The 22,633-nt window shown below is 60.6% G+C and carries 22 protein-coding genes, 1 tRNA gene and 2 pseudogenes; 9 read left to right on the plus strand and 16 right to left on the minus strand.

The genetic code is table 11. From position 1 onward, the window contains the following. Positions 1–5: 5 nt before the first annotated feature. The 5 genes and pseudogenes from OKW35_RS00110 to OKW35_RS00130 all read right to left on the minus strand — a co-directional run. Positions 6–857: a branched-chain amino acid ABC transporter permease gene (locus OKW35_RS00110; protein ID WP_429550847.1), complete on the minus strand. Its 852-nt coding sequence runs from the start codon at positions 855–857 to the stop codon at positions 6–8. Between the two features lie 12 nt (positions 858–869). Then, entirely contained in the window at positions 870–1,934 is a 1,065-nt protein-coding gene (locus tag OKW35_RS00115; protein WP_429550848.1) for an ABC transporter substrate-binding protein, read from the minus strand. 1,294 nt (positions 1,935–3,228) lie between these two features. Further along, positions 3,229–3,903, minus strand: a pseudogene (locus OKW35_RS00120) (SDR family NAD(P)-dependent oxidoreductase); the annotation flags it as partial. A 40-nt stretch (positions 3,904–3,943) separates the two neighbouring features. Continuing rightward, positions 3,944–5,118, minus strand: a protein-coding gene (locus OKW35_RS00125; RefSeq protein ID WP_429550849.1) for an IS3 family transposase whose coding sequence is annotated in 2 segments (ribosomal slippage) — positions 3,944–4,863 and positions 4,863–5,118 — 1,176 coding nt in all. Because the reading frame shifts where the segments join, the coding sequence is not laid out codon by codon here. A 65-nt stretch (positions 5,119–5,183) separates the two neighbouring features. After that, positions 5,184–5,309: pseudogene (locus OKW35_RS00130) on the minus strand (3-oxoacyl-ACP reductase); the annotation flags it as partial. 135 nt (positions 5,310–5,444) lie between these two features. Here OKW35_RS00130 and OKW35_RS00135 point away from each other — a divergent pair. Both OKW35_RS00135 and OKW35_RS00140 read left to right on the plus strand, forming a co-directional pair. Next, positions 5,445–5,684 carry a hypothetical protein gene (locus OKW35_RS00135; protein ID WP_429550850.1) on the plus strand — a complete coding sequence of 80 codons (240 nt, stop codon included), beginning with the start codon at positions 5,445–5,447 and terminating at the stop codon, positions 5,682–5,684. Positions 5,685–6,052: 368 nt separating this feature from the next. Beyond that, a tRNA-His gene (locus OKW35_RS00140) sits at positions 6,053–6,125 on the plus strand. Between the two features lie 629 nt (positions 6,126–6,754). On the opposite strand, the gene tnpC is transcribed toward OKW35_RS00140, so the two are convergent. From tnpC to tnpA, 3 genes are read right to left on the minus strand one after another with little or no spacing between them, the layout of a single operon-like run. Beyond that, positions 6,755–8,311, minus strand: coding sequence for an IS66 family transposase (tnpC, locus tag OKW35_RS00145; RefSeq protein ID WP_429550851.1), 1,557 nt, complete (start codon positions 8,309–8,311; stop codon positions 6,755–6,757). 30 nt (positions 8,312–8,341) lie between these two features. After that, positions 8,342–8,686 carry an IS66 family insertion sequence element accessory protein TnpB gene (tnpB, locus tag OKW35_RS00150; RefSeq protein WP_026225368.1) on the minus strand — a complete coding sequence of 115 codons (345 nt, stop codon included), beginning with the start codon at positions 8,684–8,686 and terminating at the stop codon, positions 8,342–8,344. Beyond that, a complete protein-coding gene (gene tnpA, locus OKW35_RS00155; protein ID WP_429550852.1) occupies positions 8,683–9,075 on the minus strand; it encodes an IS66-like element accessory protein TnpA in 393 nt (130 codons plus the stop codon). The genes tnpB and tnpA overlap by 4 nt, the downstream gene beginning before the upstream one ends. Before the next feature lie 4 nt (positions 9,076–9,079). Here tnpA and OKW35_RS00160 point away from each other — a divergent pair, with 4 nt between their 5' ends. Beyond that, entirely contained in the window at positions 9,080–9,355 is a 276-nt protein-coding gene (locus OKW35_RS00160; protein ID WP_429550853.1) for a hypothetical protein, read from the plus strand. Between the two features lie 301 nt (positions 9,356–9,656). On the opposite strand, the gene OKW35_RS00165 is transcribed toward OKW35_RS00160, so the two are convergent. After that, entirely contained in the window at positions 9,657–10,232 is a 576-nt protein-coding gene (locus OKW35_RS00165; protein ID WP_429550854.1) for a hypothetical protein, read from the minus strand. 180 nt (positions 10,233–10,412) lie between these two features. Between OKW35_RS00165 and imuA the strand changes: the two genes are divergently transcribed. From imuA to OKW35_RS00180, 3 genes are all read left to right on the plus strand, one after another. Next, positions 10,413–11,120: a translesion DNA synthesis-associated protein ImuA gene (gene imuA / locus OKW35_RS00170; RefSeq protein WP_429550855.1), complete on the plus strand. Its 708-nt coding sequence runs from the start codon at positions 10,413–10,415 to the stop codon at positions 11,118–11,120. A 70-nt stretch (positions 11,121–11,190) separates the two neighbouring features. Beyond that, complete coding sequence (locus OKW35_RS00175) at positions 11,191–11,406, plus strand: hypothetical protein (protein ID WP_429550856.1); 216 nt, start codon at positions 11,191–11,193, stop codon at positions 11,404–11,406. After that, the gene (locus tag OKW35_RS00180; RefSeq protein ID WP_429550857.1) at positions 11,396–11,857 is read left to right on the plus strand and encodes a DNA ligase; all 462 of its coding nucleotides are present in this window, start codon (positions 11,396–11,398) and stop codon (positions 11,855–11,857) included. Before OKW35_RS00175 ends, OKW35_RS00180 begins: the two co-directional genes overlap by 11 nt. A 9-nt stretch (positions 11,858–11,866) precedes the next feature. Here the strand turns inward: OKW35_RS00180 and OKW35_RS00185 are convergent, their stop codons facing one another. The 3 genes from OKW35_RS00185 to OKW35_RS00195 all read right to left on the minus strand — a co-directional run bounded on the left by OKW35_RS00185 (position 11,867) and on the right by OKW35_RS00195 (position 14,607). Next, on the minus strand, positions 11,867–12,232 hold the full coding sequence (locus tag OKW35_RS00185) for a hypothetical protein (RefSeq protein ID WP_429550858.1): 366 nt from the start codon (positions 12,230–12,232) through the stop codon (positions 11,867–11,869). Then, positions 12,225–12,794: a hypothetical protein gene (locus OKW35_RS00190; RefSeq protein WP_429550859.1), complete on the minus strand. Its 570-nt coding sequence runs from the start codon at positions 12,792–12,794 to the stop codon at positions 12,225–12,227. Before OKW35_RS00190 ends, OKW35_RS00185 begins: the two co-directional genes overlap by 8 nt. 251 nt (positions 12,795–13,045) lie before the next feature. Beyond that, a protein-coding gene (locus OKW35_RS00195; protein WP_429550860.1) for an IS3 family transposase occupies positions 13,046–14,607 on the minus strand; the annotation gives its coding sequence in 2 pieces (ribosomal slippage) (positions 13,046–14,169 and positions 14,169–14,607; 1,563 coding nt in all). A 197-nt stretch (positions 14,608–14,804) separates the two neighbouring features. Between OKW35_RS00195 and OKW35_RS00200 the strand changes: the two genes are divergently transcribed. Further along, complete coding sequence (locus tag OKW35_RS00200) at positions 14,805–15,209, plus strand: DUF3085 domain-containing protein (RefSeq protein ID WP_429550861.1); 405 nt, start codon at positions 14,805–14,807, stop codon at positions 15,207–15,209. Positions 15,210–15,638: 429 nt separating this feature from the next. Beyond that, positions 15,639–16,502, plus strand: a complete 864-nt coding sequence (locus tag OKW35_RS00205; RefSeq protein WP_429550862.1) for a hypothetical protein — start codon at positions 15,639–15,641, stop codon at positions 16,500–16,502. Positions 16,503–16,610: 108 nt separating this feature from the next. Here the strand turns inward: OKW35_RS00205 and OKW35_RS00210 are convergent, their stop codons facing one another. From OKW35_RS00210 to OKW35_RS00220, 3 genes are all read right to left on the minus strand, one after another. Further along, complete coding sequence (locus tag OKW35_RS00210) at positions 16,611–17,423, minus strand: IS5 family transposase (protein WP_429550863.1); 813 nt, start codon at positions 17,421–17,423, stop codon at positions 16,611–16,613. A gap of 72 nt (positions 17,424–17,495) precedes the next feature. Continuing rightward, on the minus strand, positions 17,496–18,278 hold the full coding sequence (locus OKW35_RS00215) for a hypothetical protein (RefSeq protein ID WP_429550864.1): 783 nt from the start codon (positions 18,276–18,278) through the stop codon (positions 17,496–17,498). 323 nt (positions 18,279–18,601) lie between these two features. Further along, a complete protein-coding gene (locus OKW35_RS00220; RefSeq protein WP_429550865.1) occupies positions 18,602–19,222 on the minus strand; it encodes a hypothetical protein in 621 nt (206 codons plus the stop codon). Positions 19,223–20,464: 1,242 nt separating this feature from the next. Here OKW35_RS00220 and OKW35_RS00225 point away from each other — a divergent pair. Next, positions 20,465–21,526 carry an IS110 family transposase gene (locus tag OKW35_RS00225; RefSeq protein ID WP_090812806.1) on the plus strand — a complete coding sequence of 354 codons (1,062 nt, stop codon included), beginning with the start codon at positions 20,465–20,467 and terminating at the stop codon, positions 21,524–21,526. A gap of 437 nt (positions 21,527–21,963) precedes the next feature. On the opposite strand, the gene OKW35_RS00230 is transcribed toward OKW35_RS00225, so the two are convergent. Further along, on the minus strand, positions 21,964–22,383 hold the full coding sequence (locus OKW35_RS00230; protein ID WP_429550866.1) for an alpha/beta hydrolase: 420 nt from the start codon (positions 22,381–22,383) through the stop codon (positions 21,964–21,966). Between the last annotated feature and the right edge of the window lie 250 nt (positions 22,384–22,633).

The following is a 22,633-nucleotide window of genomic DNA, read 5'->3' on the forward strand; positions in this document are numbered from 1 at the left end:
TTTCCTCAGCGTGCCCGTATGCCGAACAGGCCAGCGGGCCGGAGAACGAGGGTCATGAACACGGCGACGAGAGAGACGAGCTCGGTCCACGAGGCGGAGATTTCGTAGGCAACGATGGTCTCGGCGTAGCCCAGCAACAACGCCGCCACAATGCTGCCACGAACCGAACCAAGGCCGCCGACGATCACAATCGAGAAGGCCTTGATCATCGGCATGAGCCCCATGCCGGGCTGGACCGTCAGAAACGGCGCGATCAGCACGCCTGCGGTCGCCGCAAGCGCCGCAGATATGCCCGTCACGAGCGCGTAGATGCGATCAACCGGAATACCCACGTACTGAGCGGCTTCCCTATCCTGCGAAAGGGCGAGAATCGCCGAACCCTGGCGCGTTCGATACACGAACACCCATAAGAACGCCAACACGCACCAGCTCACGGCAACGGTGAGAAGTCGCTGTCCACTGACGTCGACTCCGCCGACGATCACGCTGGCGGCGATGAACGACGGCACATTGCGATACTCCGAACCGAATCCGAGGAAAAGCACTTGCTCCACGACCAGGGCCATAGCGAGCGTCATCATTGGAACCGCCAGCCCCGCTCCTCTCAACGGACGGATCAACATACGCTCCATGGCGACGCCGAGAGCCGCGACGATGAGCACGGCGAGCGCCGCGGCAACGGTCAGAGAGAGCTTGAACGACGTCGTCATCAGATAGGTGCCGTACGCGCCTAGCGCATAGAACGATCCGTGCGCCAGATTCAGGGTCCGCGCGACACCGAAGATCAAGGTGAACCCCACGGCTAGCATCGCGTACACGGAACTGGTCACTGCGCCGTAGATGAGGATTTCGTTCACGGCTGCCGGACGCTACCGTCTCATCCACGGCGGCACAATCAGGTTTCCCGTCTGCAAGGCTTTGGGCCAGACGATGACGCGCGCACCATTGTCCTGCCATTGCGCGAACCGTACGCTCACGTAGTCGGGACCTGCCCGGACATCATGCGCGTCATCGAATGCAATTCGGCCCACGACGCCCACGTAGTCCGTTCTCTCCAGCTGTGGAATCAGTATGTCCGGACTCGTGCCGTGTGCGCGCTGTACCGCAGCCGCATAGATGAAGGTGGCATCGTACGCGCCCGGGGCAGTATAGACAGGCGCGCGCCCATAGCGCTTCACGAAAGCATCCCAGAACGCGATGGTCTTCGGTGTCACGGGCGCGCGGACAGCGGACGCAGTCGTGAATTCGCCGATTGCCTTGCCGCCGACGCGCTGAAAGAAGTCGGCATCCTGAGCCTTCGTGTCGATTCCGCCGATCAGCACAGGCACACGGGCGTCATACCACTGCTTGACGAACGTATCGCTCGATGCGTGAGAGAGCAGCACCAGCATAAGTTGCGCGCCGCTCTCACGGGCTTTCGAAAAGAGCGGTGAGAAGTCGCTGGTTTGCGGGTCGAACAATTCGGTCATCTGCACATTCAGGCCGGCGTCCGTGATGCCCTTCTTCAATGTAGGCACGATTTCCTGCGCCCATTTTGCGTTCTCCCCGACGATCGCCACGCGGGTGTACTTCAGGTTTCCGGCAACATTGCCCGACACGAAAGCGACGAGCCCTTCCGCCAGATGCGTGGAGTTGACCGGACTCACGCGAAAGAAGTATTTGAAGCTCGGGTAATCGCTTTTGACTTTCGCGGTAATGGAAGGCGAAGCGGCCCCGACGCCGAGATAGATCGTTTCCGACTGGGCGACGTGCGGCATTTCCGCCAGCACGACGCCGCTCGCGTAACCGCCGATCAGTACATCGACCCTTTCGTCGGTGGTGAGTTTTCGTACCGCACTAATGCCCTGCTCCGGATTTTCCGTCTCGTCGGCCACCACCATTTCGAGCTGGCGCCCCATCACACCGCCATCGGCGTTGATTTCCTCGATGGCCATACGTACCGCGTCGACGGTGTCGCGACCGACCCGAAGCTGGATCGCCGCCGCGCACGCCAATCCGGATGGCCTTCGAGGTCTGGGCGGTGACGGACCCGATTGCCATCAGACCCGCAAGGAAGATCGCGAGAAGAATGATCGATGACCGGACCGATTGCACGGGTCGCTTGAACATGGAAGGCTCCATCGGCGGCCGCCTGTCGAAGGCCGTGAGACGGTCGTAGATGCAGTACCCCAAACGCGACAATCGACCGTTGCGCCACCGGCTTCTCTCAACCTCGCCAGCGTCAACCTGGACGTGACCAGTACCGCACGCAGATCGATCGATACATCTATAGCGCGCGGGTATCGCGGCGACCCGCGTCACCGGCCAGGATGAACTCACCTCCGAAGACCGTCCGCCAGAGAGCGAAATAAGGCGTTCGTCGCGTCCTCCGCAGGTAAGCTTCCCGTCATGTCTACCTTAGTCATGACGCAGCCATCGTTCAAGCTATTCGCTCGGGAATTGCGAATTACTATTTGCGAACCGTTGACGAAGGCGTTGCGCGATTGCTTCGCGCGCTAGCGAGCTTGTGGTGTGCCGATAATTTGTCAGCACGTGTTTGCTTCACTTCGCTGTGCGCTCAGTCGGAGACACCATATGCGGTTAAGTGAGACCGAGATTTTCCTTGCACGTGTGTAGTCTTCGACGTGCAGTGCCGGCAATTCAGTGAAGAACAAATCCGCGCTGCGTCGAATCCTCGATCTCCGCTTCGCCTCCGCCGCTTCCGTGCGGCTGAACGCAATGACGTGCCGCCGCCATCCGGGCAGGCTCGAAGACCGAACCATTGCCTTGTCTCTCGCACACAGATCAAACTCGAAAACTCGCGATGGAAGATGCGGATCGCTGTACGCAAATCCGCGCCTAAGATCGTCGATACGGCACCTTCAGAGATTCAATGGTCAGCCGGAGGCGCGTGTCTACCAGATGTATGCGGCGTCTTCCACCGTATCACTACTTTACGGAACGTCTCCGATCGACCCTCTCCGGCCAGACGACTTTCTCCAAACCGGTCAGTCAGCCAAATTCGGGTTTTGCGAACTGGAGTGCCACTAAGCGGCCGTTGGGGACCTCACCCAATCCGCCATCAGCGGTCAGTCGACGATCCGGGTGAAATCGTCGACAATCTTCGAGGCCTCGCTTGGTTGCGCGAGGTCGCGAACGCGCTTCCACCATCGGCCAACCTTTCCTCGGAAGTTGCCATGCCACTACCGCTCGTCAGTGGGCGAAACCGCCGAGCGAGAATCGGCCTTATTACGACCAGCCACCCGTCACCATGACATCCTCCGACGTGATCATGCGGCTGTCGTCGGCCGCGAGGAAGAGCGCCATGCGCGCGAGATCGCCGGGCTCCATTTCCTCGTCGATGCACTGGCCGCGTCGTATCTCTTCGCGGCCTTCGTCGGTGAGCCACAGGTTGCGCTGCTTCTCAGTCAACACCCAGCCCGGCACGAGCGTGTTTACGCGGATCCCATACGCGCCGAGGTCCTTGGCGAACCCGCGCGTCAGGCCCTGTACTGCCGCCTTGCTCATTGCGTAAACCGGGAACTGGCTGCTCTTGAGCATCCAGCAATGCGAGCCGAGATTAATGATCGAGCCCGCGCGTGCGGCCTTCATATCCTCGACCACGGCCTGCGCTGCGAACAACTGATGCCGCACGTTAACTGCAACGCCTGCATCGAACGACTCGGGCGTAACGTCGGCGAGCGCGTGGCGGCGATCGTTCGCCGCGTTGTTCACGAGCACCTCGATCGGCCCGAATGCTGCCCGCACTTCGGCGATGGCCGCGTGCAACGCGGGAATGTCGGTGACGTCGCAGGCGACGAAGAGCGGTTTATGGCGCGCGTTACCGAGCGATTTGGCAAGAGCTGTTCCCGCGTTCGTGTCGATGTCGAGAAAGCCCACACGTGCGCCTTGCGCAACGAAGTGACGTTGCCCGCGAATTTCGGATCCCTTAACTGAGCGGAGATTATGCCACCCGTTGGTTCTGGGCGGCGTGCCAGTCCTGCTCGAATTGCATCGGGCTGACGTAGCCCAACGTCGAGTGCAAGCGCGAATGATTGTAGAAGCTCAACCAGTCGATTACCTCGTCCATCGCTTCGCGACGCGTTGCAAAGCGCTGGCCAAGGATGCGTGCTCGCTTGAGCGATCCCCACAGGCTTTCGGTCGGCGCGTTGTCCCAACAATTTCCTCGACGGCTCATCGAGCTGCGCATGCCGTAGCCCTTAAGCAGGTCCTGGAAGTCATGACTGCAATACTGGCTACCCCTGTCGCTATGGACGATCAGGCCCGCTTCCGGCCGGCGGCGAAACCACGCCATACGCAGCGCGTCAGACACCAGCTCCGTGCGCATGTGTGGCTGCATCGACCAACCCACCACCTGACGGCTGAACAGGTCGAGGATGACCGTCAGGTACAGCCAGCCCTCGTCAGTCCAGAGGTACGTGATGTCCGTACTCCAGGCCTGATCGGGGCGAGCAGGCGAGAAATCGCGTTGCAGCAGGTTCGGCGCGACCGGCAGGTTGTGGTTGCTGTCGGTGGTGGCCTTGAAGCGGCGTTTGGTCTTCGCCTTGATGCCATGCAGCTTCATGAGCCGCTGGACACGATCCTTGCTGACGCGAATGCCCTGGGCAAGCAGCTTCTTCCACACCCGCGGCCAGCCGTACTCGCCTTTGGATTCAGCGTGCACGGCCTTGATGTGGACCAGCAGGGCGTCGTTGCTGATACGTCGGCGCGGACGCTCCGTATCGACGTCCCGGGCCTTGCGGGCATGGTAACCGCTGGGGCTGACACCCAGCACCTGGCAGGTCAGGGAAACCGGCCATTGTCGGCTGTGAAGTTCAATCCAGGCGTACTTCAATCCGACACCTTTGCGAAGTACGCCGTGGCTTTTTCCAATATGTCGCGCTCCATCTTCACGCGTGCCAACTCCGCGCGCAGCCGGGCAATCTCCATCTGTTCGGGAGAAACCTGCTTGCCTGCGCCGTTCAGCTTGCCAGCGGCATCGGCCTTAACCCAGTTGTGCAGCGTCTTCGGGCTAATGGCTAGTATCTTTGCCACCGCCGCCATGCTCTGGCCGTTGCGGACCATGCGCACGGCTTCTATCATGAATTCCTGCGTGTACCGTGCTCTCGGATTACCCATCTTTCCTTCCTCCTCGCGTGAGTTTTACACACTCAGCAAGGGATCCATTTTTTACGGGCAAGCTCAAAGTGCTCGACGAACGAAGCGCCAATGCCACTCGCGCCGCCCGTAATGAGCACGACCCGGTCTACTAGGCTGGGATAGCTCGCGTAACGTGCTTGTCCCGAAGATTTTTCGCTAGAAGTTGCCATTCACATCTCGTATTGATTAATCGCTGCGACGACGAAACCGACTGTGCGCCATGGAAGTTTTCTTGTGAGCTAAGCAGGTCCGGCTTAGTGGCGCCCTCCCGTCTGACGCCCAAATGACGCATTGTCTACGAGAAGGTGGCGATCCGCAAAGACGTGCTCGTCGTCGTGCGTTTCCAATACAACGCCGCCGAGCAAGCGACATGGGGGCCAGTGATCAAGCTGATGGACGACCCGCTGCGCCTCGGGGCCGGCCGGCAGCCCGCGAAGGATGGATTTTCAACCCGAAGCGGCCTTTGTCGGCTCTCCCGCAATAAGAAAATACCGGCTATCCAAGAGATCGCGTCGCGTCTTGCGCTCTTGCACGGTGTCCAGTGAGTGCACCTCGGCGTTGTCATGAGGTCGTCCCTTGGCAAACAGTGGCGGCGTTTGAACGACCGCTTTGGAGAAATGTGGCCGTCCGCAGTGGGTCGGTTTGGTGCGTTCGCCGTCGGCCCGCGTTGGGCCAACAAGCGCCGTTGACAAGCTGCAGCCCACAACCGCACAAATCAGTCCGATCTGAGCCTGTCCTCGTCGTTGCAATTCACAACGAGCGGGCCACCACCAACACCAGTGCATGCATACACAGTTCCAGAAGCGCAATTCACAGTCCAAATTTTCGGAACGACTCACCGCGAACCCCGCATGCCACCGTGGGTGAAAGCGCCTGTCTGTTCCGAATTTAGTTTGTGAGATCCTTGTCTGACGCGGCTGCGAGGCATTTTGACGGCTGGATTGTGATTCCTGTCGTCGTGGGTTCGAGTCCCATCAGCCACCCCAAGAGAATCAAACACTTAGCCCGGTCCTTGCGACTGGGCTTTTTGTTTTCTGGAGTCCGTGTAACCGCCATGTAACCGGATTCGCTCAACGCGCCGCCGGTTCGTGAGATTCAATCTCGCCATGTAGCGCCTCCGTGGGCCACGCAAACCTTTGTATGAGCTTTCCAGACTCTTGTCAGCGAACCTGTACACCTTTGTACGATGGCACGACGTACACACCGCATGTAGATTTAGTTCATGGCGATGTGCCTCGTCAGCGGGACCAGCAGCCAAGCCCGTTATCCGCGTCTCCTCCATGTCTATCCCCTGGACTATGGATTTAGCCCGCCCACCTAGGCGGGCTCTTTTTTGTAGGCACGCAACCTGTAGCTGCAACTCCCAGAACGCCCCGAAAGCGGGGAGACCACAATGGAAAGCCGTGGACGCCGCCGGCCCCGCTGCCGCCGGCGCAGCCGTCGCCGAAGACATACCCGGGCTGGAACCCGGACACGCACCGCGTCGACGTGACCCCGAACTCGTCGGTCGGCGGCGAGACGCAGAACGGTCATCCGTACGCCAACTTCCAGAGTAAGCACCTCGCGACGGCCGTCCGCAACGCGGCGCCCGCGTGAGGCATGATCGGGAATCGGGTTACGTGTCAGCAGACGCCGATGGGCCAGACTGCCGAGGCAGCTTCGTGGCCACGTTCCAGGGCAACAGTTCGTCGATGCGGTTAATGGGATGGTCAGCGATATGGGTCAGGACGTATTCGAGGTAGGCGCGCGGGTTGATCCCGTTGAGCTTGCATGTGCCGATCAGACCGTACATCGCGGCTGCCCGCTCGCCTCCGCTGTCGGAGCCGGCGAACAGGAAGTTCTTGCGGCCCAGACTCACACAGCGCAGCGCGTTTTCGGCCAGGGCGTTGCTGATCTCGGCACGGCCCTCTTCGCCATACAGCACGAGCGCATCCCACTGGTTGAGCGAGTAACGGATCGCTTTGGCCAGATCGGATTTCTTCGACAGCGTGGCGAGCTTGTCCGTCATCCAGGTCTTGATGGTCGCGAGCAGCGGCACGCTTTTCTCCTGCCGCACGCACAGCCGTTCAGCAGCGGGTTTGCCACGGATGTCCGCCTCGATGCCGTAAAGTCCACCGATCAGTTCGAGCACCTCTCGGGTCGCCTCGGTAGGCGTTCGGGCATGCACGTCGTAGAGGTACCGTCTCGCGTGGTCCCAGCATGCAGCTTCACGGATCTTGCCGCTCTCGTACAGTTCGTTGAAGCCACTGTAGGCGTCGGCCTGCAGGATGCCCTCGAATCCAGCGAGATGGGTCTGGGGGTGGATGCCTTTGCGGTCGGGCGAGTAAGCAAACCACACCGCGGCCGGTTCGGTCGAGCCCGAACGGGTGTCATCGCGCACATACACCCACAGGCGCCCGGTTCTTGTCTTCTTCTTGCCCGGCTCAAGCACCGGGATCGGCGTGTCATCCGCGTGCAGCTTCGACGGTGCCATCGTGTGGCGGCGAAGCGCCTCGGTCAGCGGCACGCAAAGGGCCTCGCACTGGCCGACCCAGCGTCCCATGCTGGCCGGATCCAGCTTCACGCCGTCGCGCGCGGCAATCTGCGACTGCCGGTACAACGGCGCGTGGTCAGCGTACTTCGAGACGAGGATGTCGGCCAGCAGGCTCGGATGGGCAATGCTGCGCGTGATCGGCAGGCCGGGCATGGACGGCTGCGAGAAGTGGTGGCCGCACGGACAGACCGTCTTGCGCCGGATCGTGCGAATCACCTTGAACATTGCCGCGACGCGGGCGAGCTGCTCGGACACGTCTTCTCCGAGCGGCTGCATGGCGCTGCCGCACTTCGGGCAGGTCGCGTCGGCGTCGAGTACGCGTTCTTCGCGTGGCAGATGCGGCGGCAGCGCTTCTTTCGGCGATGCGTCGCCCACAGGCGTGCTCGCGCTTGATTCGTGGGCGCGTCGCACATCAGCGACACCACGCTCACCGGTCAAGTCCTCGAGCGCGGTTTCGAGCCGCGCGACCTCCCGGTCCAACTGCTCGGACTTGCGGCCGAACTGCATGCGCTTGAGCTTGTCGATCTGCGCCTTGAGCTGCTCGATCTCCAGATCGCGCTCGGCAAGCTGGGCACGGGCCTCGATCAGCAAGGCCCGCAGGGTTTCAACATCGTCAGGAAGTTCGGCGCCGTTCGACATGCGGCGCAGTTTACGAGCCTTCCTCGCGGTTTACAACATCGACAGTGCAGCGGTGCGACGCGGCTGCCGCCAATCGATGCCTTCAAGCAACATCGACAGTTGCGCCGCCGTCAGATGGACCTTGCCGCCATCGGCGTGTGGCCAGACGAAGCGACCACGCTCAAGCCGCTTCGCAAGAAGCCAGAGCCCGTCTTCGGTCGCCCACATGACCTTCACGAGATCGCCGCGCCGGCCCCGGAAGATGAACACGTTGCCACCCAGCGGATTGTCCTCGAGCGCCGTCTGCACCTTTGCCGCCAGCCCCTGGAACCCGCAGCGCATGTCGGTGACGCCTGCCACCAGCCAGACGCGTGTACCCGTGGGTAGAGAGATCACGATCGCACGCTCCCCAGGACGACGCGTAGCGTGTCGGCGTCGACAACGCCGTCGACCTTGACTACCACGTCACCGAACCGGATCTCGATCGTCCCGGCTCGTGCAGTCCGGTTGCAGACGTCCCTTGCATCTGGGGGCATCGCCACGCGCTGCGGCGGCGTCTCATGAACCACCGCCACTGGAATCAGGCACGTCGTTTCCGCCTGCAATTGCTCGCGATAGCGACGCCGCCAGGTGAACAGCATGTTTGCATTGATGCCATTGTCCCGCGCCAGCTTCGCGACCGACGCACCAGGCTCACATGCCGCGGCCGCAAGCCGGCGTCGAAACTCGCGATCATAATTCGGGCGTCCCTTGCGGCTACCCGGCTTGGCTTCCGACTCTGTCACAGTGATGTCCATCAAATCGAAAATGATGGGCACCACTTTGATGTCGGTTCTCGCCGCCGTCTACGACGGTCGTCGTGAGGTGCTTACCTTCCAGACGCGACGCATCTCGGCGAATAACCGCGCCATTGAAAAGCCCCTGGGAAACTCAAGGGGGCTTTTGTCTGCTGCATTGCTGGTTTCCGGGTCGGAACTGTCACTTTCTGAAACGGTCGTTTGCCCTATGCTGCCGGCGGGAAAGCCGCCAATTTATGCTTGTCGCCGCAGCATGCGATATCAGTGACAGCAGCACTCACCGACTCCTGGCTTTTAAGCGTTTCCTCAAAGCACTCGGCGAAGTGAATAGCGCACAAACCGAAATACATGCAGGAGACGGCCACATAGAAGTGTCGATGAATCGGTTTGGAACTGTCATGGTGGTCTTCACGCGACCGGATCGCGGCGATCGCTTAGGCCAGCCCTATGCCCCCATACACCAGTGCGGAAATCATCAGATAGAACATTTTCCACCTCCTCTGCCATCGTCTGGAGTCGACGTTACAGGGACGTGGTTCGGCGACATATGGGTGTGCCTGGCAGACCCACTAAATTGTGTTTTTGCGAGCCCGGGTCTTCCAATGCGGGACAACGATCGGGCTTTTCTTGATCCAGCCTCTTATCGTCTGTTCATCGGCAACGTCCAAATGCAGCGCCATCATTGTCCGGATGAACGATTGCTGATTCTTATAGAGTGGCTGCCCGTCTGAGCTCAATTCTGCACCATGAGCCTCGTATTCGGCCATGACCAAAGCTTTGATTTTTGCGTAAGGGCTCTTTTCGTGACGAGCCTGCGCACCCCGCCGCGCCTGGGCTTGCCTACTTTGCTCGAGAACCTGTTTCAACTCTCTGTCCACTCGCGAATGAAACGAGGCAAGATCTTCAGCCTCCAGTCTATCGATTTCGTTTAATTCGTCTTTCGTAGGGGCAGAGAAGACCTTGAACTTGGTTTTGTTTGGACGGAGAAAGCTAAGTTTTCCACTCTCCCGCGCATTTGAAATCAGTACGGACTTCCTGATAGCCTCCATGAGAAAGGCACTTCGCCGTGCCTTCTCCTCCTCTTGGCGCAGCTCAGTCAACTTCCTCATTATCTCATCGGCGATATCGAACCGGACTTTCACCATGGTCGCCCCTCATTCGTCATCGGCAGCAGGGTCTACCGACTTTAAGCCGCCGCACGCAGCCCGTCAAAGCTGAGATGGCCACCATTGGGCCGCGATGCCCGCCGATGCAGCAGGCGGCTGGGGTCGCCAAACGTTCCGGCTGGTTTGCGGTGCCGTACTGTATGGATGTACAGTATTGGTATGTCAGCCCTTCCCGCCAATGTCGAGCAGATCCACCCCGCGCTTTGGCGGGCGTCGCAGCTTGCCCGCGGCGTCGGTCGGACAGTGGCGACGGGCGATGACGCCCGTTCCGCGGAGCTTCCAGGCAAAGGATGGCCGGTCGGGACCATGATCGAGCTCTTGCCGCAACAGTCTGGCGTCGGCGAGCTTCGTCTGCTAGCGCCGGCATTGGCCACGGCGGGACAGCGGCAGATCGTGCTGATCGATCCGCCGCAGACGCCAAACGTACAGGGGCTGGCCTATATCGGCCTGTCAGCGGATCGGCTGATGCTGCTCCGTCCGAGCAGGAGCGCTGACGCCTTGTGGTCCGCTGAGCAGGTCCTGCGCGCCGGGACCTGCGCCGCCGTTCTGCTTTGGCAAAAGCATATCCGGCAGGAATCCCTTCGAAGGCTGCAGCTTGCCGCGAAAACTGCCGAAACCCTATTTTTTATGGTCCGGCCGCTTCCCCAAGCAGCGGATCCCTCGCCGGCCGAGCTCCGTCTGGCCCTGCGCCCCGCTGACGAGGCCTTGAGCGTCGAGATCATCAAGCGCCGCGGGCCGGCAGCCGCCGGGCCAGTCGCGATCGCGCTCCGCCCGTCCGCCGTTCTGTTGAGCCCGCATGGCCGCACACGCAGGCCGGGACGGGAACTCGTGGTCCGTCCGCAGGAAACCGAGGTTTTCCACGCCTGATCCCGTTCGGTACGCCGGTTGCTCCGTCCTGCTTACCACCACCCAATAAATCCTGGGAGGATCATCGGCCGTGCCGGAGATTGCCTTTGCGCGGCCGATCGAAGCCTCCGATCTGATGCTCGCCACCCTGCACCGAAGGCCGTTCTCCGCGTGCGGGTGGCTTTTCGAGCTCAAATATGACGGGTTTCGCTGCCTGGTCAGGAAGTTCGGCGACCGGGTCGAGCTGATTTCCAGGCTGGGGCAATTCCCTCAATGTTTCATTTCCCGACATCGTCGTGGCGGTTGACGCGATTCCCGGGGACTTTGTCACGGATGCCGAGCTCACCGTCGATGACGCCAAAGGCCGGCCGTCATTTGAGACGCTGCAAACGCGCGCAAAGACCACCCTTCCGACCAATGTTCGCCAGGCCGCCCTCCGGCACCCTGCCCGTCTTTATCTGTTCGACATCCTCGCTGCCGGAAATGGCGGTGCCACACTCGATTATCGCGGCGTGCCGCTTGCCGAGCGCAAGCATCTTCTCCGCGCAGCCTTTGATGATACGAAGACGCTGATCTACATTACCGGGATTCCCGATATCGGCGAATGGGTCTTCGAGCAGGCGATCGCTCACGACCTCGAAGGCATGATTGCAAAGCGCCTCGATGCTCCGTACCTACGCGGCAGGTCGCGCAACTGGCTGAAGGTCAAGCATGCGGGCTACAGTCGCCCGGCAGCGCTCGGTTTCGGGCGAGCCTAAGCTGCAGGTTCATGGGCCAGCATAGGTGCTGCCGACGATAAGGAAAATCATCGAGCCCGCAATCACTGCGAAAAAGCCATAGGCGTGCAACAAGAGATTAGATTCTTTGACCTCTTTATCATCAAAGATCGCCTTGATGTTGATAATGGTTTCAAGAAAGTGGTGCATCGTCAGCATCGCCAGAAAGACATAGGTCCCAAGCAGTTCCATCAGCCAGATCTTGTCCTGGAGCGACAGCCCCCGGAGCCCACCATGTTGGATCTGCTCGATCACGTCATGGGTTTCGGCATCGAAGACCTTATAGAACCCGTAAGCGAGGCCGACGCAGATCGCGATCACGACGACATTCACGGCGAGCTTTATGAATTTATCCATTCTCTGCAGGCCCTCCGAGAAGCATGACCATCACGGCCTCTGCAACCAGAATCAGGGCCGTTGCATAGTACCCGTAGCGCAGGATTTTGCTGATTTGTCTGCTCCCGATACCAACCAGAATATGCGTGGTCGCGATCGCGACCGCTATGCACGCAAGAACTTGAATGGTTCTCCAGCTGGCAGCGTGATGCCAAACGAAATAAATAAATACTATCGTCGCAACGGCGCTCACTGCGACGAAATATCCGGCCCGCCAGGGCGGAAGCGGAGTTTCGAAGGTCCTCATGTAATGCCACTGGCCTTCGGAAACACGGCCGAAAACGAGCGTCGCGAAAAAGCCGATCGTGAACGAGGCAAGCAGGCAGACTAAAGCGACCCGCAAAAGCTGAAGGGGTGGTCCATCCGCCCAGTGAAGCACCTTGACGCTAACCGACGCGAGGACCCCGAAGACGATCAGGATCCGCATTGCGAGGTGAACGAGATCGACGTCCCGGATCGATAGAAGCCGAGAGAGCGCGGAGCCTCGAGTTTCTTCTTCCTCTTCCTCTTCCTCTTCCCGCACTTTCACCTCCCGCCCGATCGGTGACTACGTTGTTTAGCGTTTTTCCAGACTATCGTGCCTTTCACTTTAGCAGGTTTGCCGATCCATCCCTATTCGATCTCACCCCACACCGATGCCGCCTGTTTCAAAGGGGCTGTCCGTTTCCGGAACCAGACGTCAGTCCAAAGACCGTCCCTTGGCCGGTTTCAAAGAGGAGCTGCGGACTGTAGCCGGATCGGCTGCGGCGCGGGTCAAGGTACTTGTCGCCTCAGTCATGCAGCCAAAGGCTGTTTAAGTGTGGCGTGCGAGGCTATCGTGACGACTGACTCGCGCTCCGGATTGAGGGTGACGGCGCCGATTGGTGTCCAGTCTCGCGTGCAGCGTGACCAGCGGGCCGGGTTGCGTTCCCGCGCCTGCAAATACACCTCGTGACGCGCCGCGAGGATCACGTGGTCGTCGCCGTCATGGCGCTGCGCCGGGCTCACGTAGCGGATGCTGCTGTGGCGATGGTCGAAGTTGTACCAATGCACGAAGTCGCTCGCCCAGTCGCGTGCAGCATTGAGATCGGCGAAGCCCGTGTTAGGGAACTCCGGGCGGTACTTGGCCGTGCGGAACAGCGCCTCGGCAAAGGCGTTGTCGTCACTGACGCGTGGGCGCGAGTACGAGGGCTTCACGCCAAGCCAGTGAAGCATGGCCAGCACGGTCGTGGCCTTGAGCGTGGAGCCGTTGTCTCCGTGCAGCACCGGCTTGTCCGCCAGAGTGGCGATGCCCTCGGCCAGCGCTGTGCGCCGCACCAGATGGGCCGCATGGCTGGCATCGTCGCGCTCGTGCACCTCCCATCCGACGATCTTCCGGCTGTACAGGTCCAGGATCAGGTACAGGTAAAACCATTGACCGGCGAGCTCAGCGGGTAAATAGGTCATATCCCAACACCAGACTTCCCGTGGTGCGCCAGCGATGTGCGTGGTCGGCGCTCGGCCAGCCCTGGGTGCTTTGGCCCGGCCCCGATGTGTGGTTTGCCCGTGCTCGCGCAGCACGCGGGCGAAGGTGGATTCGCTGGCGATGTACACGCCTTCATCAGCCAGCATGGGCACGATGCGCGCAGGAGGCATATCGGCGAAGCGCGACTCGTTGGCCACGCGCAGCACCTCGGCACGCTCGGCGGCGCTTAGCGCATGTGCCGGTTGCGGGCGCGCCGCTCGGGGCCTGCCATCGCCCGATACGAGGCCCGTGCCGGTATTCCAGCGCTGCAGCGTGCGCACGTCGATGCCGGCCGTCTCGCAGGCCAGGCGCAGCCGTGCGCCGGCCTTGTGCGCGGTGTGGATATCATGAGCCAGCGACTGGCGATCTTCGAGGCCGATCATTCGTCCTCGCCCGTGCTGAAGATCGCCGCGACTTTTTTTGATAGGACCAGCAGCGCGGCCGTCTCAGCCAACGCACGGTCCTTGCGCCGCAACTCGCGCTCGAGTTCCTTGATGCGACGCCGGTCCTGCTGGGTCTGCTGCGGGCTGGCACGCGCCTCCTCGGGCTCGGCCAGCGCCTGCGTGGCGCTTTGCCGCCAGGAAGCCAGCTCGTGCGGATACACACCGTTAGCGCGGCACCATGCGCTCCTGGCAGCCTCATCCATCGCAGCGGTCGTCAGCACGGCGTCGAATCGGGCCGCCGCTGTCCAGGCCCGCTCGCGAGCGGGCCTGGACAGCGCATCACTGCGCCAGCGCTCCAGCGTCCCCACCCCCACGCCAACCTCACGTGCAACGTCTTCCAAAACCGCGCTCTCCGGCGGCAGCAACCGCGCAACAGCTCTGTCCTTGAATGCTTGTCCGTATTTTGCCAATTCGTTTTCTCATCATCGCCCCCGGTTCATCGATTGTATTGGAGCGACAAGTATTCTGACGCGGGGGGGCTGTCAGGTCAACGGCCGGCCCGCTCCGAGCATCCGCGTTGGCCGTTTCCCCGGTTCCCGGGTAACCCCTCCACCCTGACTGATCCATCTGAAGTCTCCGCAGTTGAAACCAACAAAGGAGACCGACTATGAAACTTCACTTTCCCGTCGACCAGGTCCGCAAGGCCATCGAAGAACTGGACAGTGCCCAGACAGCTCGCACCCTCTACGAAACGGAGACTGGAAAAGGGCTCTGGCTCGTTGGCGATCAGGGCGTCTACCTGATGCCGAACACGACCGACGGCACTCTGGCCAAGGCCAGACAGGAAGGCGAGCCGGCCTTTATCGTCTATGCCCGTGAGTGCGATCCGAAGAAACTGGATTTCGACACCTGGTGGGCGAACAAACGCGCCTCATTCGGCGGAGACGACGGTGTGGACTTCATTGCGCTTGCCGAGCTTCGCTCACTGTTGGTCGCCAAACCGAACGCGAAATCCGCCAAGGACCTGGTCGCCGACTTCCGGTGCGTCAAGTATTCGATTTTCGTCGAATAATCCGGCAGGGTGGCGGCGCCATAAGCGCCGTCACTCACCGCTTCAGCGTTGAAAGCCAATCCTTCAGTTCCGCCGTGTTGTGAAAGGGATATTTCTCGACAGCTAAAGCTCGCGCCGAAACCGGTCAGCAACTTGCCCGGTTTGGCCCCGCGATTATGGTAACAACCATCGTACGAGCATCGTCTTGAGGGGCCGTGCGCGAAGAGTTGTTGGAATGGCGTATTAAGGCGAACGAAAGCTTGTAGACTGTTCCGCGAACGGCGAAAACAACCACTCGGGGAAGTCGTCATCAAACGGTACGTTGTAGCGTTATCGCTTTTAGCGCCTGCGGTTACTCTGGCCCAAGACCTGACGCCCGTCAGCACTGCCTTTAAGTCTCTTTTTTCCAGCGTACTTGGTGGCGGTTCTCAATCGAACAGAATTGACCGGATGAAGGAAGTCTCGAAAGATAAAATAAATGCCGGTGAAAGCCCGGAAGCCGCGTGCGACGAAGCTTTCAGGGAAACGAAAGCCGAAGTACCAGACGGCGTTGGGCGGAGGACATCGAATACCGACGCTCAATTAATCGATATTTGTATGGATGCCGCAAATGAACTCCCCGTCGTGCAGCAGGCACGGGACGAAACGCAGCGTGCCGCGCAAGCCGCATGGGATGCGGATGCACCCAATCGCGAGCAGATCGAAAGAGAGAAAGCGCAGGCCGCGAATGAGGCTGCGGCAGCGAAGGCCGCGAAAGAAGAGGAAGCGGCCAGAATCACAGCACAGGAAGTCGCCGACGTGCGTGCTGGCAGGCGGGAGCAGAAAGATTTCGAGCAGGCAGTTCAAGCGGTCAATGCCCAGCCCGGAGCCTCCATCGCGAATTCGCCAAAGGTAAGGGCGGACGGGAAGCTCTACTACGCGTACGGGACGCTTGAGAAGCCGGACGGGCAATCTGCATCCTTTGTGGCTCTTACAAGATCAGATGTGACGGCGAACCCATTGTATATATACGTCGAAGTCCCGAAAAAACTCGAAGAGAAATACTATGCTGCCGCTAGCGTAGGGCATGGATTCGGGGTTGTCGGAACGTACAAATCAAACATGGAATATCGAACCGTAATGGGCGAGAGAAAAGTTATGCCCGTCTTCGTCGCCCAATCTAAAATTTTGGTGAGTCGGAGAGCCGGGGATAGCGGACCCCGCATGAAGGTAAGGGGCTCGACCATGTCGAGCCCAGCCGGATCGTGCGCCACGTCCGAAGCGCAGAGCATCGCGAGGCATGGCGGCTACTTGGCGAACGGCTCGACCTGCTGACGCGCGCAGACGCCTCGGATGTCGCGACGCTGCCCGCGCGAAAGAGAGCGTGAATACGGGCCGGGCATGCGTCAGCCACCACGGCACAAAAAACCGCCCTAGACGGTGTTAGGAACTTCGAAGTACTGGGATTGCATGGACAAGCATAAGCATGGCGAAGACGACAAAATGCAGACCTGCGAGTGTTTCGGGCAAGCGTTCGTAGTCACGTGCGAGGCGTCGAAAGCGGTTGAGCCATCCGAAGCTGCGCTCGACTACCCATCGACGTGGCAACAGCACGAAACCTTTTTTCGCTTCATCGAGCTTGACCACCTGGAGATTAATTCCCTGAGCGCGCGCGGCCTGCGCAGGAGCTTCGCCCGTGTAACCCTGATCGGCAAAGGCCACTTTCACGGTTTCTCCCGTTGCCTGCTGCACCTGGCGCGCCAGCTCTGCCACCTGTGCCCGCTCCTGCTCGTTGGCGGGTGTCACGTGTACGGCGAGCAACTGACCCAGCGTGTCGACCGCCATATGCACCTTGCTGCCACGCTTGCGCTTATAGCCGTCATAGCCTGCGCGTGGACCGCTCTCACATGTCGATTGCATCGTACGGCCATCAAGGATCACCGCGCTGGGCTGCCCCTGCCGCCCCTGCGCGACACGGATGATCGAACGAAGATCACTCACCATGCACTCGAAACAGCCGCCCGCCAGCCATCGTTGCGTCTGCTGGTACACGAGTTCCCACGGCGGAAAGTTGGTCGGCAGCATTCGCCACGCAGCCCCAGCGCGAGCCATCCAGCGCAACGCATTGAACATCTCGCGCAACTCGTATTTACGCTGTGGTGCACTCTCATCCATCAACGTCAGATACGCTGCTACGAAGCTCCATTCTTCGTCTGACACGTCTGTCGGGTAGGCTTTACGTTTCTCTCTTGTCATCCCTCCAGGGTACCAGGTTTTGACCGGAAGTTCCTAACACCGTCTAGGGCGGCAAAGCGGACTCAGCAATAGTCATTCCGGCGTTTCGTCTTCTGCCACAAGCCACGGAATAGGTGCCAGTTTACCCGCGCGCAGAGCGTCAAACAGCTTTTCGGTTTCCACAAATCGAGCGTGCACACGCCGCAGCGGCGGGACCGTCTCGGCAATCCGTCGCATCGAAGCGACGACCGGCGCGCCGCCCGGCATGTCTTCGAATGCAGCCTGTGCGGAGAACTTCTCGAAGCGTGCCGCCGCGTCGTCGATAGCGGCGATGAGGTCCGATACCTCTGCGGGGGTGATTTGCACGGCCTGCGCGGTCTTCTCCAACGCCGCAGCGAATTGGCCCAGCACGCCGGTAACGATGCCCTCCGTGCTGCGCAACAAGGCACGAGTCATGGCGGCTCTGCCATCGAGTGTCATGCCGGGTGACACGCCAAGCAGCCAGTCGATGGACACGGCGTAAGCATCTGCGGCCTGTTTGAGAAAGCGCCAGTCTTTCGGCGTTGGACACTTGCCCGATTCGATTTTCGCCAAGTTGAGTGACTTGGCCATACCCGCCTCGCAGAGTCGCGCCGCCGCTTCCTCGACGGAAAAACCGTTCGTGACGCGGCCTTGAATGAGCCTGTAGCGCAGGTCTTCGAGTTCGGCGGGCGTGCTACGGTTGCGCACGAAGCGCGTGAGCGGCGTTTTAAGTTCGGCTTCGCGCTGTGCATCTTCGCGCGCAATGCGGGCCTCTTCGCGGGCCTGCGGAGATTGCAGTATGCGCGGCTTTCTCGGACGGCCATGCCGTGTGACCTGCTGCTCGACCTGATTCATCTACCCTCCGACATGCGCTTCAGAATAGTTTCGAGCCGATCCGCGACCCGCTCAAGGCGTTCAACCGGCGACGGCGTGGCGGCGGCGCGAGGTGTATCTCGCCACCGTTCAGACGACGAGCGGTGAAAAATTGCGCTGGCCGAAACACCGTGCCGTCTTGCAAGTTGCTTGGCGGTCGAGCCCGCGCGATACGAGACTTCAATCTCCTGCCATACCTCATCAGAAAGTCGAATCGCCATGGCTAGAAGACGGCAATGAGCTTCGAAGAGCGCGCGCCCCAGTCCGACGACAGGACGCGGCTAGACGAGCTACCCGAAAGACCGTCAGCCGACGGCATGCGCGCCACCTTCGAGCAAGGTCACATCGAACAGCGGTCCGGATGCGATAAACGCCTTCGCACGAAGAACCTGATCGCGTTTCGCGGCAAGGTCGCGCCGCCACCCGGCAAGCTCTTTTGCACTAGGCTTCAGCAGGTCCGCACTGTCAATCTGCTCGGTATCCAAACCCGCTTCGAGAAGGCGTTCGCGGTGCTCGGCGCGTGCGCGGTCGTAACCACGAATTTTTGCCTCAAGGCCGGGAATTTCAACGCACTCACCGTCGAGCGTGGTACGAACTGCCTGGCAGGTCTGCGCAGCGAACCGGTTACGCGCGTCCGCGATGAACCTGTCGCATGCGGCATTCGCCACCTGAGCCTCGGACACGATCCCGCTCAGTGCAGACGCCTCAGCGGCCAGACTCTCGCACAGCGCGACTTCGCCGACGACGCCGCGCGCCGCGTGCTCAGCCAGGACGCCACGTGCGCCGTCCGCCTCGGCAAGCGCTGCACGCATTGCTGATATCTTGAGCGCTAGACGAACGCAGGCGTTGCTTTTCACCGCATCGAAAAAGTTGCGCTGCTCTGCGAGGTCTGCATCGGGTGACACGATTTGAGAAAGCTTGCTCATTGGAAGTCTTCGATTCGGGTTGGGAAGGCCCAATACTCGCACCCGCCGAACGTGACACGGCTGAACGTTTTCCAACTTCAGTAATCAAAATTGCAAACCGGCGTGGTTGCCTCGACGGACTGAACGTGGCACGCGCGCGCCCGCACGCGCACGCGCGCTCCGTGTCGGAAAATTCCGGCCAATCTCGCCGTCGTGGTACGTGCCAGTATGTCTGAGTGCCTTTGCTGGCAAGGGTTTGGTGGGCCAATGCCAATGTCGAAATTAGCGCAATTCGACCGCCATGAAAACGCGCCGGAATTCCAGCCCATTTGAGCCCGCCGTGATCTCTGCGCAAAGCTCGGTTTGCAAAGTCCATTTGAGGTCGTCAAACGGTGCATAAATTGCACCCCGCGAAAAGTGTGCAAACGACGGCCGAAAGCGTGCAACTGGCGACAAGAAAGGGTGCAATAGCTGTTGCACCCGCAGATAACGATCAACAATCATCAAGCAATCGTAAGCGCGCCATTTCGACGTAAAAACAGAGCGTGGGGGCATACCCATTTTTGGGGAATGCTTCAAGGCGTCATGGGCCGGTCGCACGGGCGGCGGCGCGCGACTCGCCTGCATCCGCTGCGCGAATCCGACCTATCACGAGTCGCTATCAGGTAAATCAAGCACTTAGCGCAGGCGCACTGCAAAGGGGCGACCGATTCAGTCGCCCCTACGGCTGGTGGCTCGCAGCACTTCAGGAGGGTGTGAAGCGCACCACCCCTACGGCAAGACTTTGCGACCCGGCAGTAATTTGCCGGAGTGGGGAACATGTTCCCGGCGATGATGCGTCTCGTGACGAATCCGTGGCTGACAAAGGGATAACGCCGGCCAGATGCAGGAACTGACAAACGCATCGCGCAGCCTGCAATTGGCGGTGGCAGAGGCCCCCTTGTCTTTCAGGCGACCTGCAAGGGGTCTGTGAAATGCAGCCCCCTATGTCGTGGGCTTGGCCGCGTGGAGCTTTCCCCTTTTAGGGGGAATACTTCGCAAGTCACCGACCACGACCCTCGGCTACAAGAGAGTCGGCTTGGCGGTTCGCACTCACTGCAAGGGTACCCTGCGCACCAGCCACACCTCGGTCGCATACCGACCCACTCCGGCCACCGGACCAAGCGTGACTCCAGCGAATTAGTAAGGACTTTCCCGATCTCGTGGCATAGCGATATGCCAGGATGGTTGGTGCTAGACAACTCATCTGGGAAGGGGAAAGTCATGGACAAGATTACTCGTATCGGCGTGGATCTGGCCAAGAACATCATCCAGGTACACGGCGTGGACAGCATGGAACGCGTGGTGGTCAGGAAAGCCATTTCACGGCAGAAGTTTCTCGAATGGTTTGCCAACCTCGAGCCGTGCCTGGTCGCCATGGAAGCGTGCAGCGCAGCCCACTACTGGGGGCGCAAGCTGCGCGCGCTCGGCCACGAGGTTCGGCTGATCGCGCCGCAGCTCGCCGCGCCCTACCGCAAGGGCGGCAAACACGTGAAAAACGACAGGCTCGATGCCGAGGCCATCTGCGAGGCCGCGGGCCGACCGCACATGCGCTTCGTGGCCGTCAAAACGGCAGAGCAGCAAAACGTGCTGCTGCTGCACCGGATGCGGGACGGTTTCGTTGAGGAGCGTACCGCGCTCGTCAACCGGCTGCGCGGTGAGCTGGTCGAGTTCGGCGTGTTCCTGCCGCAAGGCATCAATGCATTTCGTGCCCACTTCGTCGAGGCACTGGAGGACGGGGCCACCGAACTGAACGGTGTCGCGCGCACTGCGCTGCTGCGAGGCTGGGAGCACCTGCAGGGCCTCGACCAGCAAATCGCCTGGTGCGACGCGCAAGTCGCCACGCACGTGAAGCACGACAGCAACGCGCAGCGCGTGATGGCGGTCATCGGCATCGGGCCGCTCACCGCGTCGGCCACGGTGGCTACCGTCGGCGACGCTCGCCTGTTCAAAAACGGCCGCCAATTTGCCGCCTGGATCGGCACGGTGCCCAAACAGAAGAGCAGCGGCGGCAAGACCCACCTGGGCCGCATCACCAAACAGGGCAACACGTATCTGCGCACGCTGCTGTTCCAAGGCGCGCGCTCGGCAGTAACGAGCGCCCATCGACGAACCGACCGGCTCTCGCGCTGGATCGTTCAGCTCCAGGCACGCGTGGGTTGGTATCGAACGCTGGTGGCTGTCGCCAACAAGCACGCGCGCATCCTCTGGGCAATTCTGGCCAAGGGCGAGCGCTTCGATCCCTCGTATGTCTCCACTCCCTCAACACCGGCCCAGCCACGGTAGGACAACAGCATGAACAGGTAAATTCGCAGCGTCACCTAAAAGCGTGACTTCGTAATCCAGGACGCAAAGGCAAGGATAGCGACAGGTCAGACCGGCAGCGGGCGAACTCGAAAAGCTGTGAGGCGCTACACGAAATGTATTCGCCGTCCAACGGATGGAGTCCTGCTGCGCGGTTACTATCCGGGCCCGGGCACCCGCAATGATAGTGCTCAACAAGGCCGTTTATAGGTGTGCAGTCTGTCTCGCCGCTGAATGCCGAATGTGTACCCCGATGACATGGCAATCGAATGGATGGACGAGGATGGATGGATAAATCAACCCCAGCTTGCAAAAAAAGGGAAGTCCTTATAGGCAGCTTTGTCAGGAACATCGGTCACACGTGCATTAGTGTTGTGCCGTGGGGTTCGCGATCGCCCTTTCGGGAATGGAACCTAGAACTAAGCGTAGGCAAAACCAGGTACGCAAGGCGCTTTGGTCGATTTTCCTCCCATTATCCGCGTTGCCGCTAAGGAGTTAGCGGCATTGGAGCGCCCACAGCGTGCTCGCGTCACTTCATGAACACCTAGTACAGACGGCCCTGCAGCGATGACGTCCGCAGGCAGCACCGCCGGCTGGCCGGCGAACATGTCGGACAGCGGTCCGCCCGCGGTAGTTCGAGTGGCCCAGCAGGTCGTGGCTGGCGGCCGAGGCGTCAATGGAGCCAGCGGGCTGAACTGGCCCTGCGACGGCCAGCTGAAAAACACCGGCGCCCCGTCAAAGCCCAGGTCATAGGCCATCTGTGCGGTCCGGCGCGCCGCGTCGACAAAGCCGACCTTGAAGCCGCGGATGAACAGCGGGTGCAAGCACAATGGTCGCAAAGCGACTGGAAATTGTAATATTGGTCGCCTATAACTGAAAGAAAATTGATCGAATGGCGAATGTCCGAGGCCATAAAGTGCGATCTACTTCATCGACAACTACCGCGTTAGGCTCCCTGTACATGCACCAGGGCCGACCAGCTTATGAAGTCAGAGTCCGCGGGCCAGGGGCGGCGACTCCAGATCAATGGCCTTGGCCCGGCATAGACTTCCTGTGGGGCTCCTTAGGTATCCCGAACCCGGTTTCGTT

This window comes from Paraburkholderia sp. MM5477-R1 (assembly GCF_050436385.1).
GTDB classification, from domain to species: domain Bacteria; phylum Pseudomonadota; class Gammaproteobacteria; order Burkholderiales; family Burkholderiaceae; genus Paraburkholderia; species Paraburkholderia tuberum.